Annotated in this window: 17 protein-coding genes; 14 read left to right on the top strand and 3 right to left on the bottom strand. The window is 58.0% G+C overall.

The window, feature by feature from the left end; genetic code table 11:
- The first annotated feature begins 500 nt into the window (after positions 1 to 500).
- The 10 genes from OKW52_RS15840 to OKW52_RS15885 all read left to right on the top strand — a co-directional run bounded on the left by OKW52_RS15840 (position 501) and on the right by OKW52_RS15885 (position 12,236).
- Positions 501 to 1,817: a tyrosine-type recombinase/integrase gene (locus OKW52_RS15840; RefSeq protein WP_264506570.1), complete on the top strand. Its 1,317-nt coding sequence runs from the start codon at positions 501 to 503 to the stop codon at positions 1,815 to 1,817.
- A 224-nt stretch (positions 1,818 to 2,041) separates the two neighbouring features.
- Positions 2,042 to 3,235, top strand: a complete 1,194-nt coding sequence (locus OKW52_RS15845) for a DUF932 domain-containing protein (RefSeq protein WP_264506571.1) — start codon at positions 2,042 to 2,044, stop codon at positions 3,233 to 3,235.
- Between the two features lie 544 nt (positions 3,236 to 3,779).
- On the top strand, positions 3,780 to 4,799 hold the full coding sequence (locus OKW52_RS15850; RefSeq protein ID WP_264506572.1) for a hypothetical protein: 1,020 nt from the start codon (positions 3,780 to 3,782) through the stop codon (positions 4,797 to 4,799).
- A gap of 216 nt (positions 4,800 to 5,015) precedes the next feature.
- Entirely contained in the window at positions 5,016 to 7,145 is a 2,130-nt protein-coding gene (locus OKW52_RS15855) for a ParB/RepB/Spo0J family partition protein (protein ID WP_264506573.1), read from the top strand.
- Positions 7,146 to 7,289: 144 nt separating this feature from the next.
- Complete coding sequence (locus OKW52_RS15860; RefSeq protein ID WP_264506574.1) at positions 7,290 to 8,333, top strand: toprim domain-containing protein; 1,044 nt, start codon at positions 7,290 to 7,292, stop codon at positions 8,331 to 8,333.
- Positions 8,334 to 8,562: 229 nt separating this feature from the next.
- Positions 8,563 to 9,489 carry a DUF2493 domain-containing protein gene (locus tag OKW52_RS15865; protein ID WP_264506575.1) on the top strand — a complete coding sequence of 309 codons (927 nt, stop codon included), beginning with the start codon at positions 8,563 to 8,565 and terminating at the stop codon, positions 9,487 to 9,489.
- A 118-nt stretch (positions 9,490 to 9,607) separates the two neighbouring features.
- Positions 9,608 to 10,060, top strand: a complete 453-nt coding sequence (locus OKW52_RS15870; RefSeq protein WP_264506576.1) for a hypothetical protein — start codon at positions 9,608 to 9,610, stop codon at positions 10,058 to 10,060.
- 646 nt (positions 10,061 to 10,706) lie between these two features.
- Entirely contained in the window at positions 10,707 to 11,045 is a 339-nt protein-coding gene (locus OKW52_RS15875; RefSeq protein ID WP_264506577.1) for a DUF736 domain-containing protein, read from the top strand.
- A 255-nt stretch (positions 11,046 to 11,300) separates the two neighbouring features.
- Complete coding sequence (locus tag OKW52_RS15880) at positions 11,301 to 11,672, top strand: TIR domain-containing protein (protein WP_264506578.1); 372 nt, start codon at positions 11,301 to 11,303, stop codon at positions 11,670 to 11,672.
- A 12-nt stretch (positions 11,673 to 11,684) separates the two neighbouring features.
- Positions 11,685 to 12,236, top strand: a complete 552-nt coding sequence (locus OKW52_RS15885; protein ID WP_264506579.1) for a caspase family protein — start codon at positions 11,685 to 11,687, stop codon at positions 12,234 to 12,236.
- Here OKW52_RS15885 and OKW52_RS15890 read toward each other — a convergent pair.
- Positions 12,218 to 12,418, bottom strand: a complete 201-nt coding sequence (locus OKW52_RS15890) for a hypothetical protein (RefSeq protein ID WP_264506580.1) — start codon at positions 12,416 to 12,418, stop codon at positions 12,218 to 12,220. The two genes, OKW52_RS15885 and OKW52_RS15890, sit on opposite strands and share 19 nt — an antisense overlap.
- A 263-nt stretch (positions 12,419 to 12,681) precedes the next feature.
- On the opposite strand from OKW52_RS15890, the gene OKW52_RS15895 reads away from it, so the two are divergent.
- Together OKW52_RS15895 and OKW52_RS15900 are read left to right on the top strand one after the other, a co-directional pair.
- Complete coding sequence (locus tag OKW52_RS15895) at positions 12,682 to 12,954, top strand: hypothetical protein (protein ID WP_264506581.1); 273 nt, start codon at positions 12,682 to 12,684, stop codon at positions 12,952 to 12,954.
- A gap of 76 nt (positions 12,955 to 13,030) precedes the next feature.
- Positions 13,031 to 13,579 carry a hypothetical protein gene (locus OKW52_RS15900; RefSeq protein ID WP_264506582.1) on the top strand — a complete coding sequence of 183 codons (549 nt, stop codon included), beginning with the start codon at positions 13,031 to 13,033 and terminating at the stop codon, positions 13,577 to 13,579.
- A 49-nt stretch (positions 13,580 to 13,628) separates the two neighbouring features.
- Here the strand turns inward: OKW52_RS15900 and OKW52_RS15905 are convergent, their stop codons facing one another.
- The gene (locus tag OKW52_RS15905; protein WP_264506583.1) at positions 13,629 to 14,504 is read right to left on the bottom strand and encodes a hypothetical protein; all 876 of its coding nucleotides are present in this window, start codon (positions 14,502 to 14,504) and stop codon (positions 13,629 to 13,631) included.
- Positions 14,505 to 14,528: 24 nt separating this feature from the next.
- Entirely contained in the window at positions 14,529 to 16,418 is a 1,890-nt protein-coding gene (locus tag OKW52_RS15910) for a hypothetical protein (RefSeq protein ID WP_264506584.1), read from the bottom strand.
- A gap of 277 nt (positions 16,419 to 16,695) precedes the next feature.
- Here OKW52_RS15910 and OKW52_RS23310 point away from each other — a divergent pair, with 277 nt between their 5' ends.
- Entirely contained in the window at positions 16,696 to 17,214 is a 519-nt protein-coding gene (locus tag OKW52_RS23310; RefSeq protein ID WP_406622275.1) for an IS5 family transposase, read from the top strand.
- On the top strand, positions 17,120 to 17,320 hold the full coding sequence (locus tag OKW52_RS15920) for a transposase (protein WP_406622306.1): 201 nt from the start codon (positions 17,120 to 17,122) through the stop codon (positions 17,318 to 17,320). Before OKW52_RS23310 ends, OKW52_RS15920 begins: the two co-directional genes overlap by 95 nt.
- Positions 17,321 to 17,324: the final 4 nt, after the last annotated feature.

Here is a 17,324-nt window from a genome sequence, read left to right on the forward strand (position 1 = left end):
AGACCTGCCGGTAAGCACTCTAGTTTTTGGCTGACCGACGCGCAGACAGCGCAGCGTCACCCCTTCTTTGCCAAAAGCCATGGCACCCCGCCGGTCGATGATCGACGCGTGGTAAGCGGCCTGGCTTCACCCAACGCTTTGAGAGGCGATGGCGCGCCATGGGCGTGTTGGCCCGGTTTCTGGACGGGCTGGTCGCAGATCCACGGATCACAAGACATGCGTTATCCCTGCAGGCGATCGCCCAACATCTTGGAATTGCAAGGGGAATGGTGCACCCAAGAGGATTCGAACCTCTGACCTCTGCCTTCGGAGGCGCTATTGACACCTTTCCTAATTGCGCGATAGAGCGCGACGGAGCACGATAAGATACTGAATATATTTGTATTTCCGTTTCGCTGTTCCGAAGCTTCTATCCAGAAACAGGTCGCAGCTTTCGCCCGTGTGCTTACGTAGTGCTTACGTGAGAAGGCTGTCGGCCGATCGGAAAGGTCTGAATTCGGATGGCAAAACTTACGAAACGTTTCGTCGATGCGGTCGAGATCCGCGACAAGGACTATGTCGTATGGGATGATGAGTTGCCTGGCTTCGGGCTGCGCGTGTTCGCTTCAGGAAAACGCAGCTACGTGATACAGTATCGTGCAGCCGGTCGTTCGCGGCGCTACGCGATCGGCCTTCATGGAGTCTGGACGCCCGAGACCGCCCGAAGGGAAGCGATGGCACAGCTCGGCCAGGTCGCCCGCGGTGAGAACCCTGCCGAGAACCGGCAGCTCGATCGCAAAGCGATGACCGTAAAGGAACTGGCCGAGCAATACGTCAAGGCCATGGAAGCCGGGCTAATCATGGGCAAAGGCGGACGCCCAAAGCGACCGTCCACGATTTATACGAACATCGGTGCTTTGAACGGACACATCATCCCCCTGATCGGCCAACGCCGCGTGCGTGACCTCACCAAGGCAGACGTGACGAAAATGATGAACGACGTGATTGCCGGGAAAACGCGCGCTGTCAAAAAGACTGGCAAGAAGCGAAGTGTTTCTATTCTGCGCGGCGGTCGTGGAACGGCGAGCAAATGCGTCGGCCTGACAGGCTCGATGCTTACTTATGCAATTAACATCGGGATCATCGAACACAACGTCGCCCATGGTATTCGAAAGCCGAAAGATCAGGTGCGAGATCGGCGCTTGAGCGATGACGAATACCGTGTGCTTGGCAGGATGCTTCGCGAGGCTGGCGAGGACCATGAACTCGCTCCTACAATCGCTATCACACGGCTTCTCGCGCTCACCGGCTGTCGACGCGGCGAGATACTTGGCCTGAAATGGAGCGAAGTCGATTTTGAGAACAGCTGCCTGCGTCTTGCGGACTCAAAGGAAGGTGCATCGACAAGACCGATCGGACTACCTGTCATCGAATTGCTCGAAGAACGCCGAAAGACGGTTTCTGGCGACTACGTGTTTCCTGGAACACGAGGGTCACAAACCTTCGGGAGCTTTCCGAACCAATGGAACAGGATCTTCCGCGGCTCCGAGCTTCCCAATTTCACCGCTCACATCCTTCGACACAGCTTCGCCAGCACTGCAAATGATCTTGGCTTCACAGAAAGCACAATTGCTGCCCTCGTCGGCCATTCGACGGGATCGATTACAAGCAAGTACATCCACTCGGTTGACAGCGTCCTCATAATGGCTGCGGATACAATTGCAGGCTATATCCAAGGCCTCCTTGACGGCGTCGAGTTCAGACACACTGCCTACGCTCTGGATCGAGCTGCGCGACGCGAGGCCCTGTCGCGGTTCATAGCGCAATCAAGCGCTTAGAACGGCTGCGACGCTCAACCAGACGAAGATAGCTTCCAGACTGGCCGGGCTGCCTGTGGAGGAAAAGTCAGAGCGAGAATTTCGACGCGTGAGCTATCCGTCGCGTTGAGGTCTCTGGATTCTCAACGATTGCGTAAAAAAGAGCAAGAGTTCGGCGGCTTTCGCCGTGACGGGTTTGGAGGTCGAGAGAGAGGCTTTCGGCCGCCCGTCGCGGGAGAAAACCCATGAATACCGAAATTATCGATGCCGGGCGTGACATCAGCGGCGGCTACAAGGTGGATGTGTCGCGCGGCACGAATGTGGACCGCGTGTCGTCCGAATGGTTCTCCCGGCCGGATGACGAGCGGTATCTGTCGCTCGACGATCTGTTCGCCTCGGTCAAGGGCCGGGCGGAGCGGAGCCGGACGCGGACAGTGGAAAGCGCCGCGATCCGGGTCGAGGCGCATCGGGACAACCCGGAAAAGCTGGGGCTGGTCCTGCCCGGTGCGGATGAAACCATCGCGCCGACGCATTGGTCCTTTGGCCAGCTCTCGAGCCTCGTCGGTGCGCCCGCGGCCTATCTGCGGCAACTGCCCGCGCCGCTGGCGGGGATCAACCTGCAATACGGCCTGACCAACCACCGCGCGGAGCAGATCAAGACCATGGAAGTCGCGAATGGCCGCACGGAACTGCGCGCCGTGACCGGCCCCGATTATGGCCGCATCTACGACCATGAACTGGTCTCCGCCGTGCAGCGCATCGCGGGCAACGGGACAGGCGACACGCGTTGGAAGGTCCCCGGCGTCCTCGACTGGTCCACCGGCATCTACAACCCGCGCGTGGACGTCACGAAGGAGACGACGACGCTCTACGCCTCGGACCGCGACGTTTATCTGTTCCTCGTCGACGATCTGAACCCCATCGAAGCGGGCCTGCTGCCCGATGGCTCGCCCGACCTCTACTTCCGGGGGTTCTACTGCTGGAATTCCGAGGTCGGCGCCAAGACGCTCGGCATCGCCAGCTTCTATCTGCGTGCGGTGTGTCAGAACCGCAACCTCTGGGGCGTCGAGGATTTCCAAGAGATCACGATCCGGCACTCCAAATACGCCGCCTCCCGGTTCGCACATCAGGCTGCTCCGGCGCTGAGCCGCTTCGCCGAGTCCTCGCCCGCGCCTTTCATCGACGGCATCCGCGCGGCGCGCGAGAAGATCGTCGCGCGGTCCGACGAGGACCGTCAGGATTTCCTGCGCAAGCGCGGGTTTTCGAAGGCTGAAACCGGGCGGATCATCGAGACTGTGCTGGCCGAGGAAGGCCGCCCGCCCGAAAGTGTCTTCGACTTCCTGCAGGGGATCACCGCGGTGGCTCGGTCGAAGCCGCAGCAGGATGCGCGGCTGGTGATGGAGGGGAAGGCGAAGGCTTTGTTGGACAGGGTGGTGTAGGCGCCTAGTTCGACGGCAGTAAAGGCATTTCACTACCGCCAAACCTGTGTGTTCGCTGGTAGCGAGGAGCCTTGACCACGAATTCGTCCAGATGAAGCGAACGGTCGCTCCCGCGACCCGCCTCAAGCGTGCTACCGCCACTATTGCTTGGCCCATGGTTTCTCTCCGGGCTAACCTGCTAACGTGGCGGCATGACGATAGGAGGTTCAGAAACGGCTGTTTCTGTCGATACGACCATCATGTTCATTGCTCTTGTCCGATCAAAAAACTGTTGCATCGATACACAGTGCCAGAAAAATGGATAAGCGGATTAAGATCTCTAGAGCACTCAGAGCACTTTGTGAAGTTGGGGCATCATCATACGTGATTCTTGAATATATTCTCGCTCAGAAGACCAAACCGCTTAGCGAGATACCAGGATTAGTCATGACCACGACATCTTCAAATCACTAATACTATTAGTTATCCTCATCGAATAAGTGGAATGGCTAATGTTCCGGGAACACCCAAATTGAGTTTGACGCATGGAGAGAATTAGGGAAGAATGGACGGTGAAAAATTGGGTTCGTTAAGGCCAACAATATTCTCTTACATTGCTCTTGCGGCAATGGGGCTGCCGTTTCTTGCATCAGTCATATCTTCTAATGGACCGTCCGGAACTCCTGCGCCATTTTCACCCATTTCGGTGTTTCTCTTCGGCTACAATCCAAGTCTGTATTTTTTTCATTCATCTTTCACAATCATGCTAACGTGGCTTGATTACTTTCTTTTTGTTGGTGTAATTACAATTCCGTTCGAAATCGCCATACAGACCCGGAGATCTAGGATCGCCGATCAGAACGCCAAAAGGTTAGATGTAAGAAACTTTCAGGTCGATGCGGCAGGTGACCAGTTTCTTCTTTGGCTTCGCCCATTTTCTTTGGATAATAGGTTAAGCATATTTTCACTTCCTGAATTTCCACATGCGGTATATGTTTCTTTTTCAGATCGAACCCGATCGATTCCAATATTTCCGACAGAGGTAAGCCTCTATGATATGTTTAGATCATTTACTACCGCCAGTGTAATTCACATTTCTGAGGGTGGTAACAACCTTCCTGGTGGGGGCGGCCTGACCTACGGCGAGGATGAGTGGAGGGCGAAGGTTGAGCTGGCAATAAGGAGCGCCAAAACGGTTGTTTTTCAGCCACTTGACACTCAATCGATGCACTTCGAGCTTGACCTTCTCAAGCGTCTTCGCGGACTAGACGATATCGTATTTTTCTTCCCAGTGATTGAAACTCAGTACTCGTATAGAAGACTCTTTCGCACGCGAGTGAAGACTGTTGAGCACCTTAGATACGGTTTTTCCTCAAAAGACCCCGATAAAGAGATTGATGAAATCAATAGATCAATTATGAGGTTCTGCGAAAAGTCAGAAATTGATTACCCCAAGGGATTACCTTTTCCGGCACTAATTCGATACCATAAGGGCGGGGAGATTGATGCGATCTGCTCACTGTATCTTGATCGCAAGTCGATTTCAAACTTTGTTGATGGCGTATACGAATTAGAGGTATCGTAAAGAAGCTTTTTTTCGGAGAGCATCGGTATTCGTAGGCCCAAAAGCCGCCCTCCGGGGTAGGTCCGCTTAGTCCGTATGAAGTCAATGCATCCGCGTGGCAGCTTCCGCCTATCCTCAACCGTCCCGCCCTCGAGAGTGAAAGTTGGCCGGGTTTTCCGTGACGGGTTTGGAGGTCGGGAGAGAGGCTCCCGGCTGGCCCGTCGCGGAGATATCCCGATGACCAAGCAACAGAAAATCACCCTCAGCGCCTCACGCGACATCCCCTTCAACAAGCTCATGCTCAGCCAGTCGAACGTGCGCCATGTCAAGGCGGGCGTGTCGATCGAGGAACTGGCGGAGGACATCGCGCGGCGGACATTGCTCAGCTCCATCACCGTGCGGCCCGTGCTGGACGACAGCGGCGCCGAGACCGGCATGTACACGATCCCCGCCGGTGGGCGGCGGTTCCGGGCGCTTGAGCTGCTCGTCAAGCAGAAGCGCATGAACAAGACCGCGCTGGTGCCCTGCATCGTGCGCACCGACGGCCTCGCCGAGGAGGACAGTCTCGCCGAGAACGTCCAGCGTGCGCCGCTGCATCCGCTCGACCAGTTCCGCGCCTTCCAGGCGATGCGGGAGAAGGGCCGGACCGAGGCGGAGATCGCCGCAGCCTTCTTCGTCTCGGCCAGCGTGGTCAAGCAGCGGCTGAAGCTGGCTGCCGTCGCGCCGTCGCTGCTCGACGCCTATGCCGAGGAGGAGATGACCCTCGACCAGCTCATGGCCTTCACGGTCAACCCCGATCACGCGCGGCAGGAGCAGGTCTGGGAGGCACTGCAGCGGCATTATTCCCGGCAGCCCTATGAAATCCGCCGAATGCTGACCGAGGGCGCGGTGCGGGCCTCGGATAAGCGGGCGCAGTTCGTCGGACTCGACGACTACGTCGAGGCCGGAGGCGAGATCCTGCGCGACCTGTTCCAGCAGGACGACGGCGGCTGGCTGCAGGACGCCAGCCTGCTCGACGTCATGGTGCGCGAGAAACTGGCCGAGGAGGCTGAGGCGGTCCGCACCGAGGGCTGGAAATGGGTCGAGGTCGATAACGAATACCCCTACGGCCATACCTTCGGGATGCGCCGGGTTCATGGCGAAGCGGTGCCGATGACTGACGAGGAAGCCGCCAGCTACCAGGCGCTGAAGGCCGAATACGACGCGCTCGAGGCCGAGCATGCGGAGGCCGACGAGTTGCCCGACGACGTCGATACCCGGCTGGGCGAGATCGAGGAGGCGATGGAAGCACTTGAGGCACGTCCGATCCGGTTCGAAGCCGACGACCTCGCGCTGGCCGGGGCCTTCGTCAGCATCGACAGTTCCGGGCGGCTGCGGGTCGAGCGCGGCTACGTGCGGCCCGAGGATGAGCCAGTCGAGGAGGTGGAGGATATCGGCGAAGCCGCACCGGAAACGGCTCCGGCCGAGGACACCGACAACATCGTTACGTCGGCCTCGGACGAGGAGGAAGAGGATGACGGCCTCAAGCCGCTTTCTGACCGCCTCGTGATGGAACTGACGGCCCATCGCACCCTGGCGCTGCGCAATGCGCTGGCCCAGGATCCGCAGGTCGCTTTTCTCGCGGCCCTGCACGCGTTGGTCTTGCGGCTTTTCTATCGCTACGCCGTCGACAGCTGCGTCGAGATCGAACCGCGCAATACCGCCTTCGGATCGCAGGTGCCGGGTCTCGGCGACACGGCCTATGCGCAGGCCATCGACCAGCGCCACGAGACCTGGGCGCGCAACCTGCCGAAGGCATCCGAGGAGCTCTGGGAGGCGCTGACCGAGTTCGACAGCTGCAGCCGCGAGGCGCTCTTCGCTCATTGCGTGGCGATGAGCGTGAATGCCGTCCACGATCCCTACCAGCGCCGTCCCCGCGCCATCGCGCATGCGGATGTGCTGGCCGGGACCGTCGGCCTCGACATGGCCAAGGCGGGCTGGACAACGACAGGCGACAGCTACCTCGGCCGCGTGACCAAGGCCCGCATCCTCGAGGCCGTGTCCGAGGCGAAGGGCGAAGACGCCGCTGATCGGATCGCGGGGCTGAAGAAGGCCGAGATGGTGACGGCAGCAGAGGACCTGCGCTTCGGAACCGGCTGGCTACCGGACCCGCTGCGAGCACCGCCGCTGCCGGAAGAGGACGCACCGGAGATCGAACTGGTCGACCATGCGGACACCGCGGATGAAGAGCCTTCGAACGACGATCCTGACAGCGGCGAAGCGCAATCGGCGGAAGACGGCGACGAACCGGCTATCGGAGATTCCGACCCCTCGGGGGAAGATGATCCCGTCGCCGGTGACGCTTTCGTCCGAACTGCCGCTGAGTGACCTTCGAGCAGGTCGGAGCGTTCGTGCCCTGGCAAAGGTTCCCCGGACCTTTGCCGGCCGGGCACTCACCCCCCGAGTTCCGGCAGCCGGGGTCCGCCAGAAATGGCGGGCCCCTTTTTCTATCCACGACAGGAGGCCCAAAGCATGCACAGCCCCGCCGCCGACATTGCCCGCCGCCTGGCCGAGGATGCCGAGGCCGTCTGCCGTCACTACCTCATGAACGGGCGCAAACAGGGCCGCTACTGGATCGTTGGCGATGTGCAGAATACGCCGGGCCGCAGCCTCTACGTTCGGCTGACCGGTCCGATCTCTGGTCCCGGTGCGGCTGGCAAGTGGACTGATTCCGCAACCGGGCAGCACGGGGACCTTCTGGACCTGATCGCCCTGAACATGGGGATCACGACCCTGAGGGACACGCTGGACGAAGCGCGCCGGTTTCTCAGCCTGCCGCAGACGGACAGGTACCGCGTGACCGGCCGGCCAGCCTCTCGCGGCTCACCTGAGGCGGCGCGGCGGCTCTGGGCCATGGGCCACCCGATGTCGGGCACCTTGGCCGAATGCTATCTCGCCGGACGCGGCCTCACCGGGCTGGGCCATCTCGACAGACTCCGGTTTCACCCAAGTTGCTTTTACTGGCGCGAGGATCACGCACTGACAGACCCGCCGGAGACCTGGCCTGCCCTGCTCGCCAAGGTGACGGACCTCGATGGACGGCTTACCGGCCTGCACCGCACCTGGCTTGACCCCACCACTACGGACAAGGCCCCGGTCAGTACACCGCGCAAGGCGATGGGCAATCTCCTCGGCCATGGTGTTCGCATCGGTAAACCGGTCAGCGTGCTGGCCGCAGGCGAAGGGCTGGAGACCATGCTCTCCCTGCATCTGGCCCTGCCGGAGTTGCCTGCGGTGGCGGCTCTGTCCGCCAACCATCTCGCAGCCCTGCAACTGCCCGCCGATCTTCGCCGCCTCTACATCGCCGTCGATGCCGATCCGGCAGGCCTGTCCGCCGCAGACCAACTGGCGTATCGGGCTAGAGAGGTCGGGATCGACGCGATCCACCTCTCCCCTCGTCTCGGCGATTTCAATGACGATCTGCGAGCCTCTGGCCGCGACGAATTGCGCGCGCATCTGCGTCCGCAACTGGTGCTCCAGGATTCTGTGGACTTCCTCGACCACGCCAACGATTGATCGGAATCGGCGCAGCCGGCCAGCGCCTCCGCGATCAGAGCCACGCCTTCCGGCCTTCCGAGAGCGGGCAAAACGGAGCAGAGCCCGGACGGGCCCGCAACGGCCATGGCCGTCCTCCGCTTTGCTTCGGCCGCCGCCGGAGCGGCGGTGCAGACCCGTCCTGCCCCCGCTTTTCCGTTGCCCGGGAAGGCCGCGAGAGGCGCGGGCTTCGACAAACGGAGACGACATCATGACCGAGACACATCTTCAAACCCGATCCTCCACCGCCGTCGTACTAGAGGAACTGCAGCTCTACGGCTGGCGCGCCTTCACCGACGAACCCGATCCCCGCCCCTTGCCGGAGCCCGACGCCATTCGCACCGCCGTCGCCGACATTTTCGACGCGCTCGTCTCGACGCTGTCCGACACGCGGTTGGAACCCGACCTCGAAGACCTCCTCTGGTCCACCACGAACCTGTTTCACCGCATGGCGACGCGGACAGGCCGGGATCTCGACAGCAACGAACAAGCGCAGAAGCGGTCGCAACGCGAGCAGGACGGCTCCGAGGTTCGCTCGGTCGAACTGGAAACCCTGATCGCGGAAGGCATCACGCTCATCGAGCGGCGCAATGCCTTTGAGGCCATGCGCGATCTCGCTGCCGAGTTGTTCGAGACCCATCTCGGCCGGACCTGGCACCCGCGCACGGGCAGCCACGTGAACCGGCGTACCTTAACTGCGTCCCTGATTGACAGCCGCGATCATCTCACTGCGAAGCGCCGGGCCGATCTGGAACCGCTGCTGCCGCAAGGCGCGAAGATCGCCTTCAGCGGCGGGCTTGACTGCAACGATCACACGGCCATCTGGGCGGCCCTTGACCGCGTCCACACGAAACATGCCGACATGGTCTTGTTGCACGGCGGCGCGCCGTGCGGGGCCGAACGGATCGCCACCGCCTGGGCCGACAACCGCGGCGTGACGCAGATCGTCTTCAAACCCGACTGGACGCGGCACGGCAAGTCGGCTCCCTTCAAGCGCAACGACCAGTTGCTCGACACCCTGCCCATCGGGCTCATCGTCTTCCCGGGCTCGGGCATCACCGAAAATCTCGCCGACAAGGCCCGCACGATGGGCATTCCCCTCTTCGACTTCCGGCCGAAAGCCGCCCCACCGGCATGACCGGATTTCCGCCGACGCCCGCCCCGGACTCTCCCGGGGCGGCTCGTTTTCTGCTATGATCTGCTTGTGCCAATGGAGGAGGTGGCGGCGCGATCCTTGTTCTCGAAAGGAGTGCCTCATGTTTTTCTCCACCCTCTTCACGCTGTTCGGCCTCGGTGCCCTCTGCTGGATCCTGTTCAACCTGGCCGTCTACGCCCTGCCCTTCGCAATTGGGCTGACGTCCGGCATGTATCTGTATGAAACGGGCCAAGGCGTTTTCCTGTCGATCATTGCGGGCCTCTTCATCGGCGGCTTCATCGCGGCTCTCGGAGAATTCGCCTTTGACCGTATCCGGTCCGTCCCTCTCAAACTCGCCATCGGCCAGATCTACGCGGTACCCGCCGGGATCGCCGGGTTTCATGCCGCCAAGGGCCTAGCTGAATTTGGCGGCTCCAGCGGCCCGACCATCACCCTTCTGTCTTGGATAGGCGCGCTCGTCGTCGGCGGGACGGCTTGGGCGCGGGTCTCCGGCTGGTCTGAGGCCAACGCCATATCAGGCGGACCTCCAAACAACACTTTGGAAAATCGCTGAAACGCACATCAAGGCCCTGAGCGGGCGATCTGCCTCTATCGCCTTCGCGTGCGTGCACGGGAGCCAAACGAGGCAGAAAGTCTCTGTGTTCGACTTCATCAGATCGTACCGGTTAGGCAAGAGCGGCGCGGTTGGACGGGTCGCCAAAACTCAAATCGCGGCACATGGCCCCCGGCGCGCATGCACTTGAAGTACCGGCATATCAATCACCACGGCAGCCAAATAGAGACGCGATGGGACGGGGCAATCCCGGCATCTTGGATTATGCCCGGACATGCACTGTTTCCGACTGCACGCCAAAGCCTGTCTTTGCGCGACGCGCGCTGCCAGTGTCTTGCGCGGCCCAATGGAACCCTGTGATCTCTCTCCCATAGCTTGCGCCACACGTCACTCGCGGGCCTCTCAGCGGCTGATCTGACCGGGATCGGCTAACGCCTCGACCGCCTTGGACGCAACGGTGCGTCCGGACTTTCTTCCCTTGGCGGACAAGCCGCCATTCCTCGCGGGACAAGAAAGACCGGCCTTGCCGTCCTCCGCTGGCGCTGCGGGCCACTGAAGGGCTGCGTCGGCGGATCGCCCCGGTCCTGACGATCGCCATCGAGGCCGCGATGGGCGCGGGCTCGGACAAGCCAAAAGGAGACATCACATGGCCACAATCGGAACCTTCAAGAAGACCGGCAGCGAATACGTCGGAGAAATCGTCACCCTCAGCGTGCAGGCGAAGAACGTCCGCGTCGTGCCCGAAGACACCACGGGGAACGGCAATGCCCCCTCCCACCGCGTCTTTGTCGGCCGTGCCGAGATCGGCGCCGCCTGGTCCAAGCGCTCTACCGAGGGCCGCGACTACCTGAGCCTCAAGCTCGACGACCCGAGCTTCACTGCGCCGATCTACGCCAATCTTTTCGATGACACGGTAGTCGAAGGCGGCGAAGAGACCTTCAACCTCATCTGGTCGCGCCCCAACACCCGCCGCAACGGCGACTGACAGCAGACCGCCCCGCCCGGGATCACCGGGCGGGGCAGTCCAAGCCCAACCCTTGTCAGAGTGCCAATGGGCCGCGCGCCAGCGCATCGACGCGGCCGGCCCTTCGGTCACCAGCACCATCGCCGAGAAGGCTTTACGACGACCGAAGATAACTTGCGGTTAAAGCGGCCAAAGTTGACCTTCGTACACGCTTGCGCTTTAGTCTGATACTGTTAATCTACTGCAGGATGTTAACACTTTAGTGGAGGTAGTTTAGTGGCAGACAAAAAAGTCATATTCATCGCATTTGCAATCGATGACGAGCGTCAGCGAGATTTCCTTAAGGGCCAGTCACTGTCTCCACGAGCACCGTACGAGTTCATCGATATGTCGGTAAAGCAACCATACGACAAGGAATGGAAGGACCGGGTGCGGACACGAATTAAACGGTCTCATGGCGTAATTGCGTTGGTCAGTAAGAATTCGTTGAACTCAAGCGGCCAAAAGTGGGAAATTGAGTGCGCTATGGAAGAAGGCAAACCTATCCGAGGCATTTATGCCTATACAGACGACCGTACCAACGTTGCCGGTGTCGCCACCTACACCTGGACCGACAAAAACATCTCTGACTTCATCGATTCCCTTTAGTCAGGTTAATCAATGTCAACGCGCAAGGCAGTGGTCATCGGGATTAATCACTACGATCACCTTCCAATTCTCAGTGGGTGCGTGAATGATGCACAATCTGTCGCTAGCATTCTAGAGGAGCATTATGATGGGACGTCGAACTTTCTAAAGCCCCACTTGATGGTTGCGGATGGCGCAGCGACGGCCATATCGAAGGCCGATATCAAGGATGCGGCACGTGAGTTGTTTGAGGATCAAAGTGAGGTTGCGCTCTTCTACTTCGCTGGCCACGGAGACTTGGATGACGAGTCAAGCGGCTATCTGTGCGGTAGTGAATGCAAAGCTGGAGACGACGGTGTTCTTTTGGCTGACATCATGAGGATGGCGACTAAATCTCCCGCAATAAACAAGGTCGTAATCTTGGACAGTTGCCACAGTGGGCTTGCCGGTAACCGGGACGGAGTGGACGACGTCGCTGAGATAAAAGAAGGCATGACCGTTCTTACCGCATCTACCGCGAAGCAGTCTTCTTTCGAGGTAAGGGGGGTGCGGGCGTGTTCACTTCGTTATTTCTTGACGCACTGAATGGCGCAGCAGCCAATCTCACCGGAGATGTGACGCCAGGAAGCGTTTACGCCCACATTGACCAATCGCTCGGCAATTTTGGTCAGCGCCCGCTTTTCAAGACGAATGTGAGGAGATTTATCTCCCTTCGCAGGGCGAAGCCGCCGATCGCTCGAGATGAACTGAAGCAACTCGCCACGCATTTCGCGACTCCTGACTATCGTTTCCAACTCGATCCTTCGTTCGAACCTAAACGTTCCAGCGAAGAGCTTGCTAATCGGAGTATCCCACCTCCTAACCCGACCAATACCGCAATTTTTGGCGTGCTTCAGAATTACGTTAAAGTGAACTTGGTTAGGCCTGTAGGTACGACACATATGTATGATGCCGCAATGGAATCGAGGTCATGCGAGCTGACCGTTCTCGGACGGCACTACCGTGACCTAGTGGCTGAGAAACTACTTAGATGAAGAAGGAAGACATAGAGCAACAACTTGTTGAAAGCATTGATATGCTCGCGGCGGTCGAACATCAACGATGGGCCCACTGGCAAAACTATCTGCATAGCGAGGGCACAAAGCTTGCGGACGGGTCGCTTATGCTACCACCCGATCTCGTCGCGAGGTGGGAGAAGCAGATACAAACTCCCTTTGAAAAGCTAAGTGATGATGAAAAGGAAAGCGATCGCGAGCAAGTACAGCAGTACATTCCCGCCGTCGCACAAATCTTATCAAACTGATGGTTTTCAAGGAAACCAATATAAGGTATGAGAAAGCAGAAATCTTTATGTCGCGGCCAGACACCTCGGAGAGCGGATGAAAGTACCTGTATTTTTAAGTCGACCAACGCCGCATCTCGAAGCGCAGATTCAGTTCGTGGATGAATTGAAAAGGGAGTTGAGCAATCGTGGGTTCGACCCCCATACGTTAGGCCCTGGTAGTAGCTATGACTACGACGCCCCCTTAATAGGTATTCGCCGAATTCTTACTCATTGCTGCGGGTTGGTCTCCATAGCATTCCGCCGCACCCACGTGACATCAGCAACAAAGCATCTTGGTGCGGATACCGCAGGCCGAACTGAGGAACCTTCGAGCGACATTTGGTTCACCAGCCCTTACTGCCAGATCGAGCCCGCAATGGCCTTCCAACTCGGCCTACCCATCCTGATCCTGCGTGAAGAGGGCGTCCTCGCGGAGGGGGTGCTCGAAAAGGGTGTGACCGGTCTATATTTGCCAGAGTTCAGTCTCGAAGCTTCCTCTTCCTTCATCACCAGTGACGAATGTCGTCGATTGCTTGATCAGTGGAGCGGGTATGTGCGTACAGTCCATAAACGGCGTGGTGATCCACCTATGCTATTTACTTAACGAAGTTTAGCATAGGGTAATGCAACAGGCACCGAGTGACCTCGCTCAGCTACAGGATAGCTTCAATGATTGCCTTTGCAATACGCTCGTCGCTCAAATAGCCTGCAATGCTATGTGGATTTTCCGGCCCATTCTCAACGTCAGAGAAGTTTTCTATATCAGGACCAAAGTCTGCTACAGCGAGGACAGGACGCAAGGCTACAAAATCCTCAGGATCAGCTGCGTTTACCCATCTCGAGATATCGGCGGGGCGGACTCGTGGCTTAGCAAAACTTTTTCGAACCACGTCGATTCCGAGTGGTGATCCCAGCGTAAGCCAAAGTGGCGATTGCCGCGGTCTACCGTTCCGAGCAAACTCTCTCAACAGCGCGTATGAGACAATTGTTCCTAGCGAATGCGAAACAATAATTGCAGGCTCATCATCTTCAAATATTGGGCGAACCTTTTCGTTGACCAAATCGTGTACATGTTGATTTCGAATGTATGCGTGGGCCTGCCCAAGCACCCGCAAGGCAATTGTTCCCTTGAGAGGTGAGACTTTCTCGATGGTTCTAACAATTGCCTTAAGCCATTTTTTGTGTGGCCCACTACCCATTGGCACGGTGGTTTCCGCTGCCTCGGCCTCGATCTCCCTTCTAGTGACTCCAATTGTGGTTGCCATTTCCTCCAGTGCATCAACGGCAAATTCATCAAAATCATCGCTCGCCGCTTCAGCACCCATCGCGAGGGTCTCCGATTTTAGCCAAGGCGAACTGTTTGAAGCAAGCAAGTCTCCATAAAATACCGCCTCGATTCGGCTTAGACGGCCAAGCGGATCGTTACTTTGCTTGGCCAAAGTCGCGCGCAATGGTGCCAGCCATTCATCTAGAATACCCTTCTCGCTTTTGCCCTCCTGCGAAATTCCGTGAACGAATATCATCCGCATAGTGTAGTCCTCCAAGTGGATCGATCATTCGGTGGCTTCGAATGAAAGAATGTTTTTTCTGCTGCTGGCTATGCCGGCAAGCGCGAGTAGTGCGTCTCGCCCTTCCCGCTTCACCAAGCTAAATGGTCCCGCGCCAAGGTAAGGCAGTGCAGACAACGCTAGCGCGCGCCATTCTTCTGCGCTTTCGTGGCAATCAGCGGTTTCAATGGCTCCCCATGCCTGACGCATCCAAGGGACCCGTCCCGCAACTGGGTGATTAACGACTTCTTTGGTAGCTCTGAAAGTATAGTTTCGCTCGCGCTCAACTTCCGAACGAGCTTCCCTCTCGGGCGTGGCAGGAACGTCGGCGTATAGAACACCATCCCTGAAAAACAGACGCCCTCCGCCGAACAAAACGATGTCGAGCGGGATAGGTTGACTGTTTTGCGCATAGAATGCCGCAATGGAGCGTAAACTCTCGGTATCGCGTATTGAATCGTAGAACTGTGAGGCGACCGCGCCCACTGTTATTACCTCATGTTTTCCCCATCGCAGAAACGCAGCGGCATCAACGATCTCGCCTTCGGTGAGCAACCCAGCCTGCATCCTGCCGAGCAGTGCAATAATGTCTCGACCCTCATCTACGGGTGCAAAAAGTTTTCGATGCAGTACATTCGTGCTGCCGTTCTCGAAAACATGCATAGCAGTGATAAAGTTCTGAACGATGCAAGCAGAAGAAAAATTTCCGTCGGCGAGCTCAACAACAGTGTCCGCCCACAATAATGGATCGAGGTCGTTGCTGAGTTTAAGACGATACCAGTTCGGAGGTAAAAAGTCTCGCGTGAGCGATCCCCGTGAAACGCGGACTTCGCTGATTGCGGCGCCAGTAAAACAAATACCGCAACCAGTCTCGAAATGATCGCGAACGTCGGCATCGGCCGCCGCCGCATAGTCGCGCTCATTTTCAAGACGCTTGTCCTCAAGCGCTTCGGCAAGACTGCCTACAAGGGTTTGCTCGGACCGGGCAGTTAGCATTACTCTAGGCACAGTTCTGCCGACTGGTGAACGACCCTCGTCAAGATCGGTGGATTGAATGAGACGGTCCCTAGCTAATCCGCGCGCTCTTGGTGGCTTTGAGCTAGCTGCCATGCTGGGTTCCGGTAATGAGTAGTAAATTCGATCGGTGTAGAATCCTGGGCGCGGGCGTGGGTCCATACGCACGCCGTACTTGCCTGCTTCAATTGCCAGATTGTCTTTCAGATACATTGCCAGCGTCTGACTTGTCACGTGGCGACTGCCATCGATCGTCTCGAAGTATTTCTCGGGGGCATCGCCTTCCAATGCGTCAAGCATTACCTCGGTGAAAAGACAAAAAGCGTCTTCCTGGCCACTCGCTTTTATCATGAAGGCTTGGCTGCCTGCGTCGACTGGAAAAAAGCGATCGAGTTCGTAATCCCGACGCTCTTCGTCGGGCTTGTCGAGAACGGGACTACCGACGACCTCGATAAACTTGGCCGAGAATTCTTGGCACGCATCGCCAATAATTGTCACTTGTTCTGGGCCATAGTATTCAAGCATGCGCTGCAATGAAGAAACCTTCACGGCTTCGGTTGGACGCTTATCCCAGTTGCTAAGCATCCAACTCTGGTCGTCGATGCCAAGGGCAGCACCATGACCCGCGAAAAAGATGACTAACCGACGCAGTACTGCTCGACTGGTAACTTCCTCAATTACCTTCGAAATTTCATTGCGCAGCAATTCTGTTGTGACTTCTGGGAAAACCTTATCGTTAATCAGCAAGGGGATGTACTCGTTGGCTTCGGCCCAAGCTGCCATCCGCTCAGATGCCTTGATCACCCCCGGCAGCGCACTGAGGCCGCCGTCGGGCTTAGAGACTGCGATGGACACAAATATACGTTTCGGACTATCAGACATTACATCGCCCTATTTGGTGCCAAATTAACAAGGACGCTACGAATAGTAGAAGCACACTTGCGTATAGCGTGCGCCACTCTAATCCACTTCGGCGCACTAACCCCAGTAACTGTAGTTATTGAATGCTCAGAAAGCTATTCCCTATGTGTCTGCTTTGACCATGCAGGTCTGATCGGTTCGCATTCGCTGCGAACGACCGCTTCCCGCCGTTCGCTAGGGTCAGGACCCATTGATTTTCCGCTTACGGCGTGATTCAGGCTCCGCAAGGAGATGATCAATGAGCAACCTTTTCTGGCTGACAGACGCTCAGATGGCGCGCCTGCAACCCTTCTTTCCCAAGAGCCATGGCAAGCCGCGCGTCGATGACCGGCGTGTTCTCAGCGGAATAATCTTCATCAATCGTAATGGCTTGCGGTGGTGTGATGCGCCTAAGGAATATGGCCCGCCGAAGACCCTCTACAACCGTTGGAAGCGATGGGGCGACAAGGGCGTCTTCGCGCGCATGATGGAAGGCCTGGCCTCCGAGGCGGCCACTCCGAAGACAGTGATGATCGACGCCACCTATCTGAAGGCGCACCGCACGGCCTCCAGCCTGCGGGTGAAAAAAGGGGTCTGGCGACCAGCGGGGCCGCTTGATCGGCCGCACGAAGGGCGGGTTGAACACCAAGCTGCACGCAGTGACGGACGCCAAAGGTCGTCCGATCCGGTTCTTCATGAGTGCAGGTCAGGTCAGCGACTACACCGGTGCGGCAGCTCTGTTGGGCAGCCTGCCAGCGGCAGAATGGCTGCTGGGTGACCGGGGTTACGATGCCGACTGGTTCAGAGATGCATTGAAAGACAAGGGTGTTGATTTGCACTCAGAACTGAGCCGGTTTTTTCACCGAGAATTGAGCCACCTCTGATTAT

This window comes from Pararhodobacter zhoushanensis (assembly GCF_025949695.1).
Lineage (GTDB): Bacteria > Pseudomonadota > Alphaproteobacteria > Rhodobacterales > Rhodobacteraceae > Pararhodobacter > Pararhodobacter zhoushanensis_A.

Bases quoted from the DNA above. Each gene is read 5' to 3' on its own strand.
- OKW52_RS15860 (WP_264506574.1), top strand. From the start codon at position 7,290: ATGCACAGCCCCGCCGCCGACATTGCCCGCCGCCTGGCCGAGGATGCC.
- OKW52_RS15905 (WP_264506583.1), bottom strand. From the start codon at position 14,504: ATGCGGATGATATTCGTTCACGGAATTTCGCAGGAGGGCAAAAGCGAG.
- OKW52_RS15870 (WP_264506576.1), top strand. From the start codon at position 9,608: ATGTTTTTCTCCACCCTCTTCACGCTGTTCGGCCTCGGTGCCCTCTGC.
- OKW52_RS15910 (WP_264506584.1), bottom strand. From the start codon at position 16,418: ATGTCTGATAGTCCGAAACGTATATTTGTGTCCATCGCAGTCTCTAAG.
- OKW52_RS15885 (WP_264506579.1), top strand. From the start codon at position 11,685: ATGTCAACGCGCAAGGCAGTGGTCATCGGGATTAATCACTACGATCAC.
- OKW52_RS15840 (WP_264506570.1), top strand. From the start codon at position 501: ATGGCAAAACTTACGAAACGTTTCGTCGATGCGGTCGAGATCCGCGAC.
- OKW52_RS23310 (WP_406622275.1), top strand. From the start codon at position 16,696: ATGAGCAACCTTTTCTGGCTGACAGACGCTCAGATGGCGCGCCTGCAA.
- OKW52_RS15850 (WP_264506572.1), top strand. From the start codon at position 3,780: ATGGACGGTGAAAAATTGGGTTCGTTAAGGCCAACAATATTCTCTTAC.
- OKW52_RS15890 (WP_264506580.1), bottom strand. From the start codon at position 12,418: ATGCGTGGCGAGTTGCTTCAGTTCATCTCGAGCGATCGGCGGCTTCGC.
- OKW52_RS15855 (WP_264506573.1), top strand. From the start codon at position 5,016: ATGACCAAGCAACAGAAAATCACCCTCAGCGCCTCACGCGACATCCCC.
- OKW52_RS15865 (WP_264506575.1), top strand. From the start codon at position 8,563: ATGACCGAGACACATCTTCAAACCCGATCCTCCACCGCCGTCGTACTA.
- OKW52_RS15875 (WP_264506577.1), top strand. From the start codon at position 10,707: ATGGCCACAATCGGAACCTTCAAGAAGACCGGCAGCGAATACGTCGGA.
- OKW52_RS15895 (WP_264506581.1), top strand. From the start codon at position 12,682: ATGAAGAAGGAAGACATAGAGCAACAACTTGTTGAAAGCATTGATATG.
- OKW52_RS15900 (WP_264506582.1), top strand. From the start codon at position 13,031: ATGAAAGTACCTGTATTTTTAAGTCGACCAACGCCGCATCTCGAAGCG.
- OKW52_RS15845 (WP_264506571.1), top strand. From the start codon at position 2,042: ATGAATACCGAAATTATCGATGCCGGGCGTGACATCAGCGGCGGCTAC.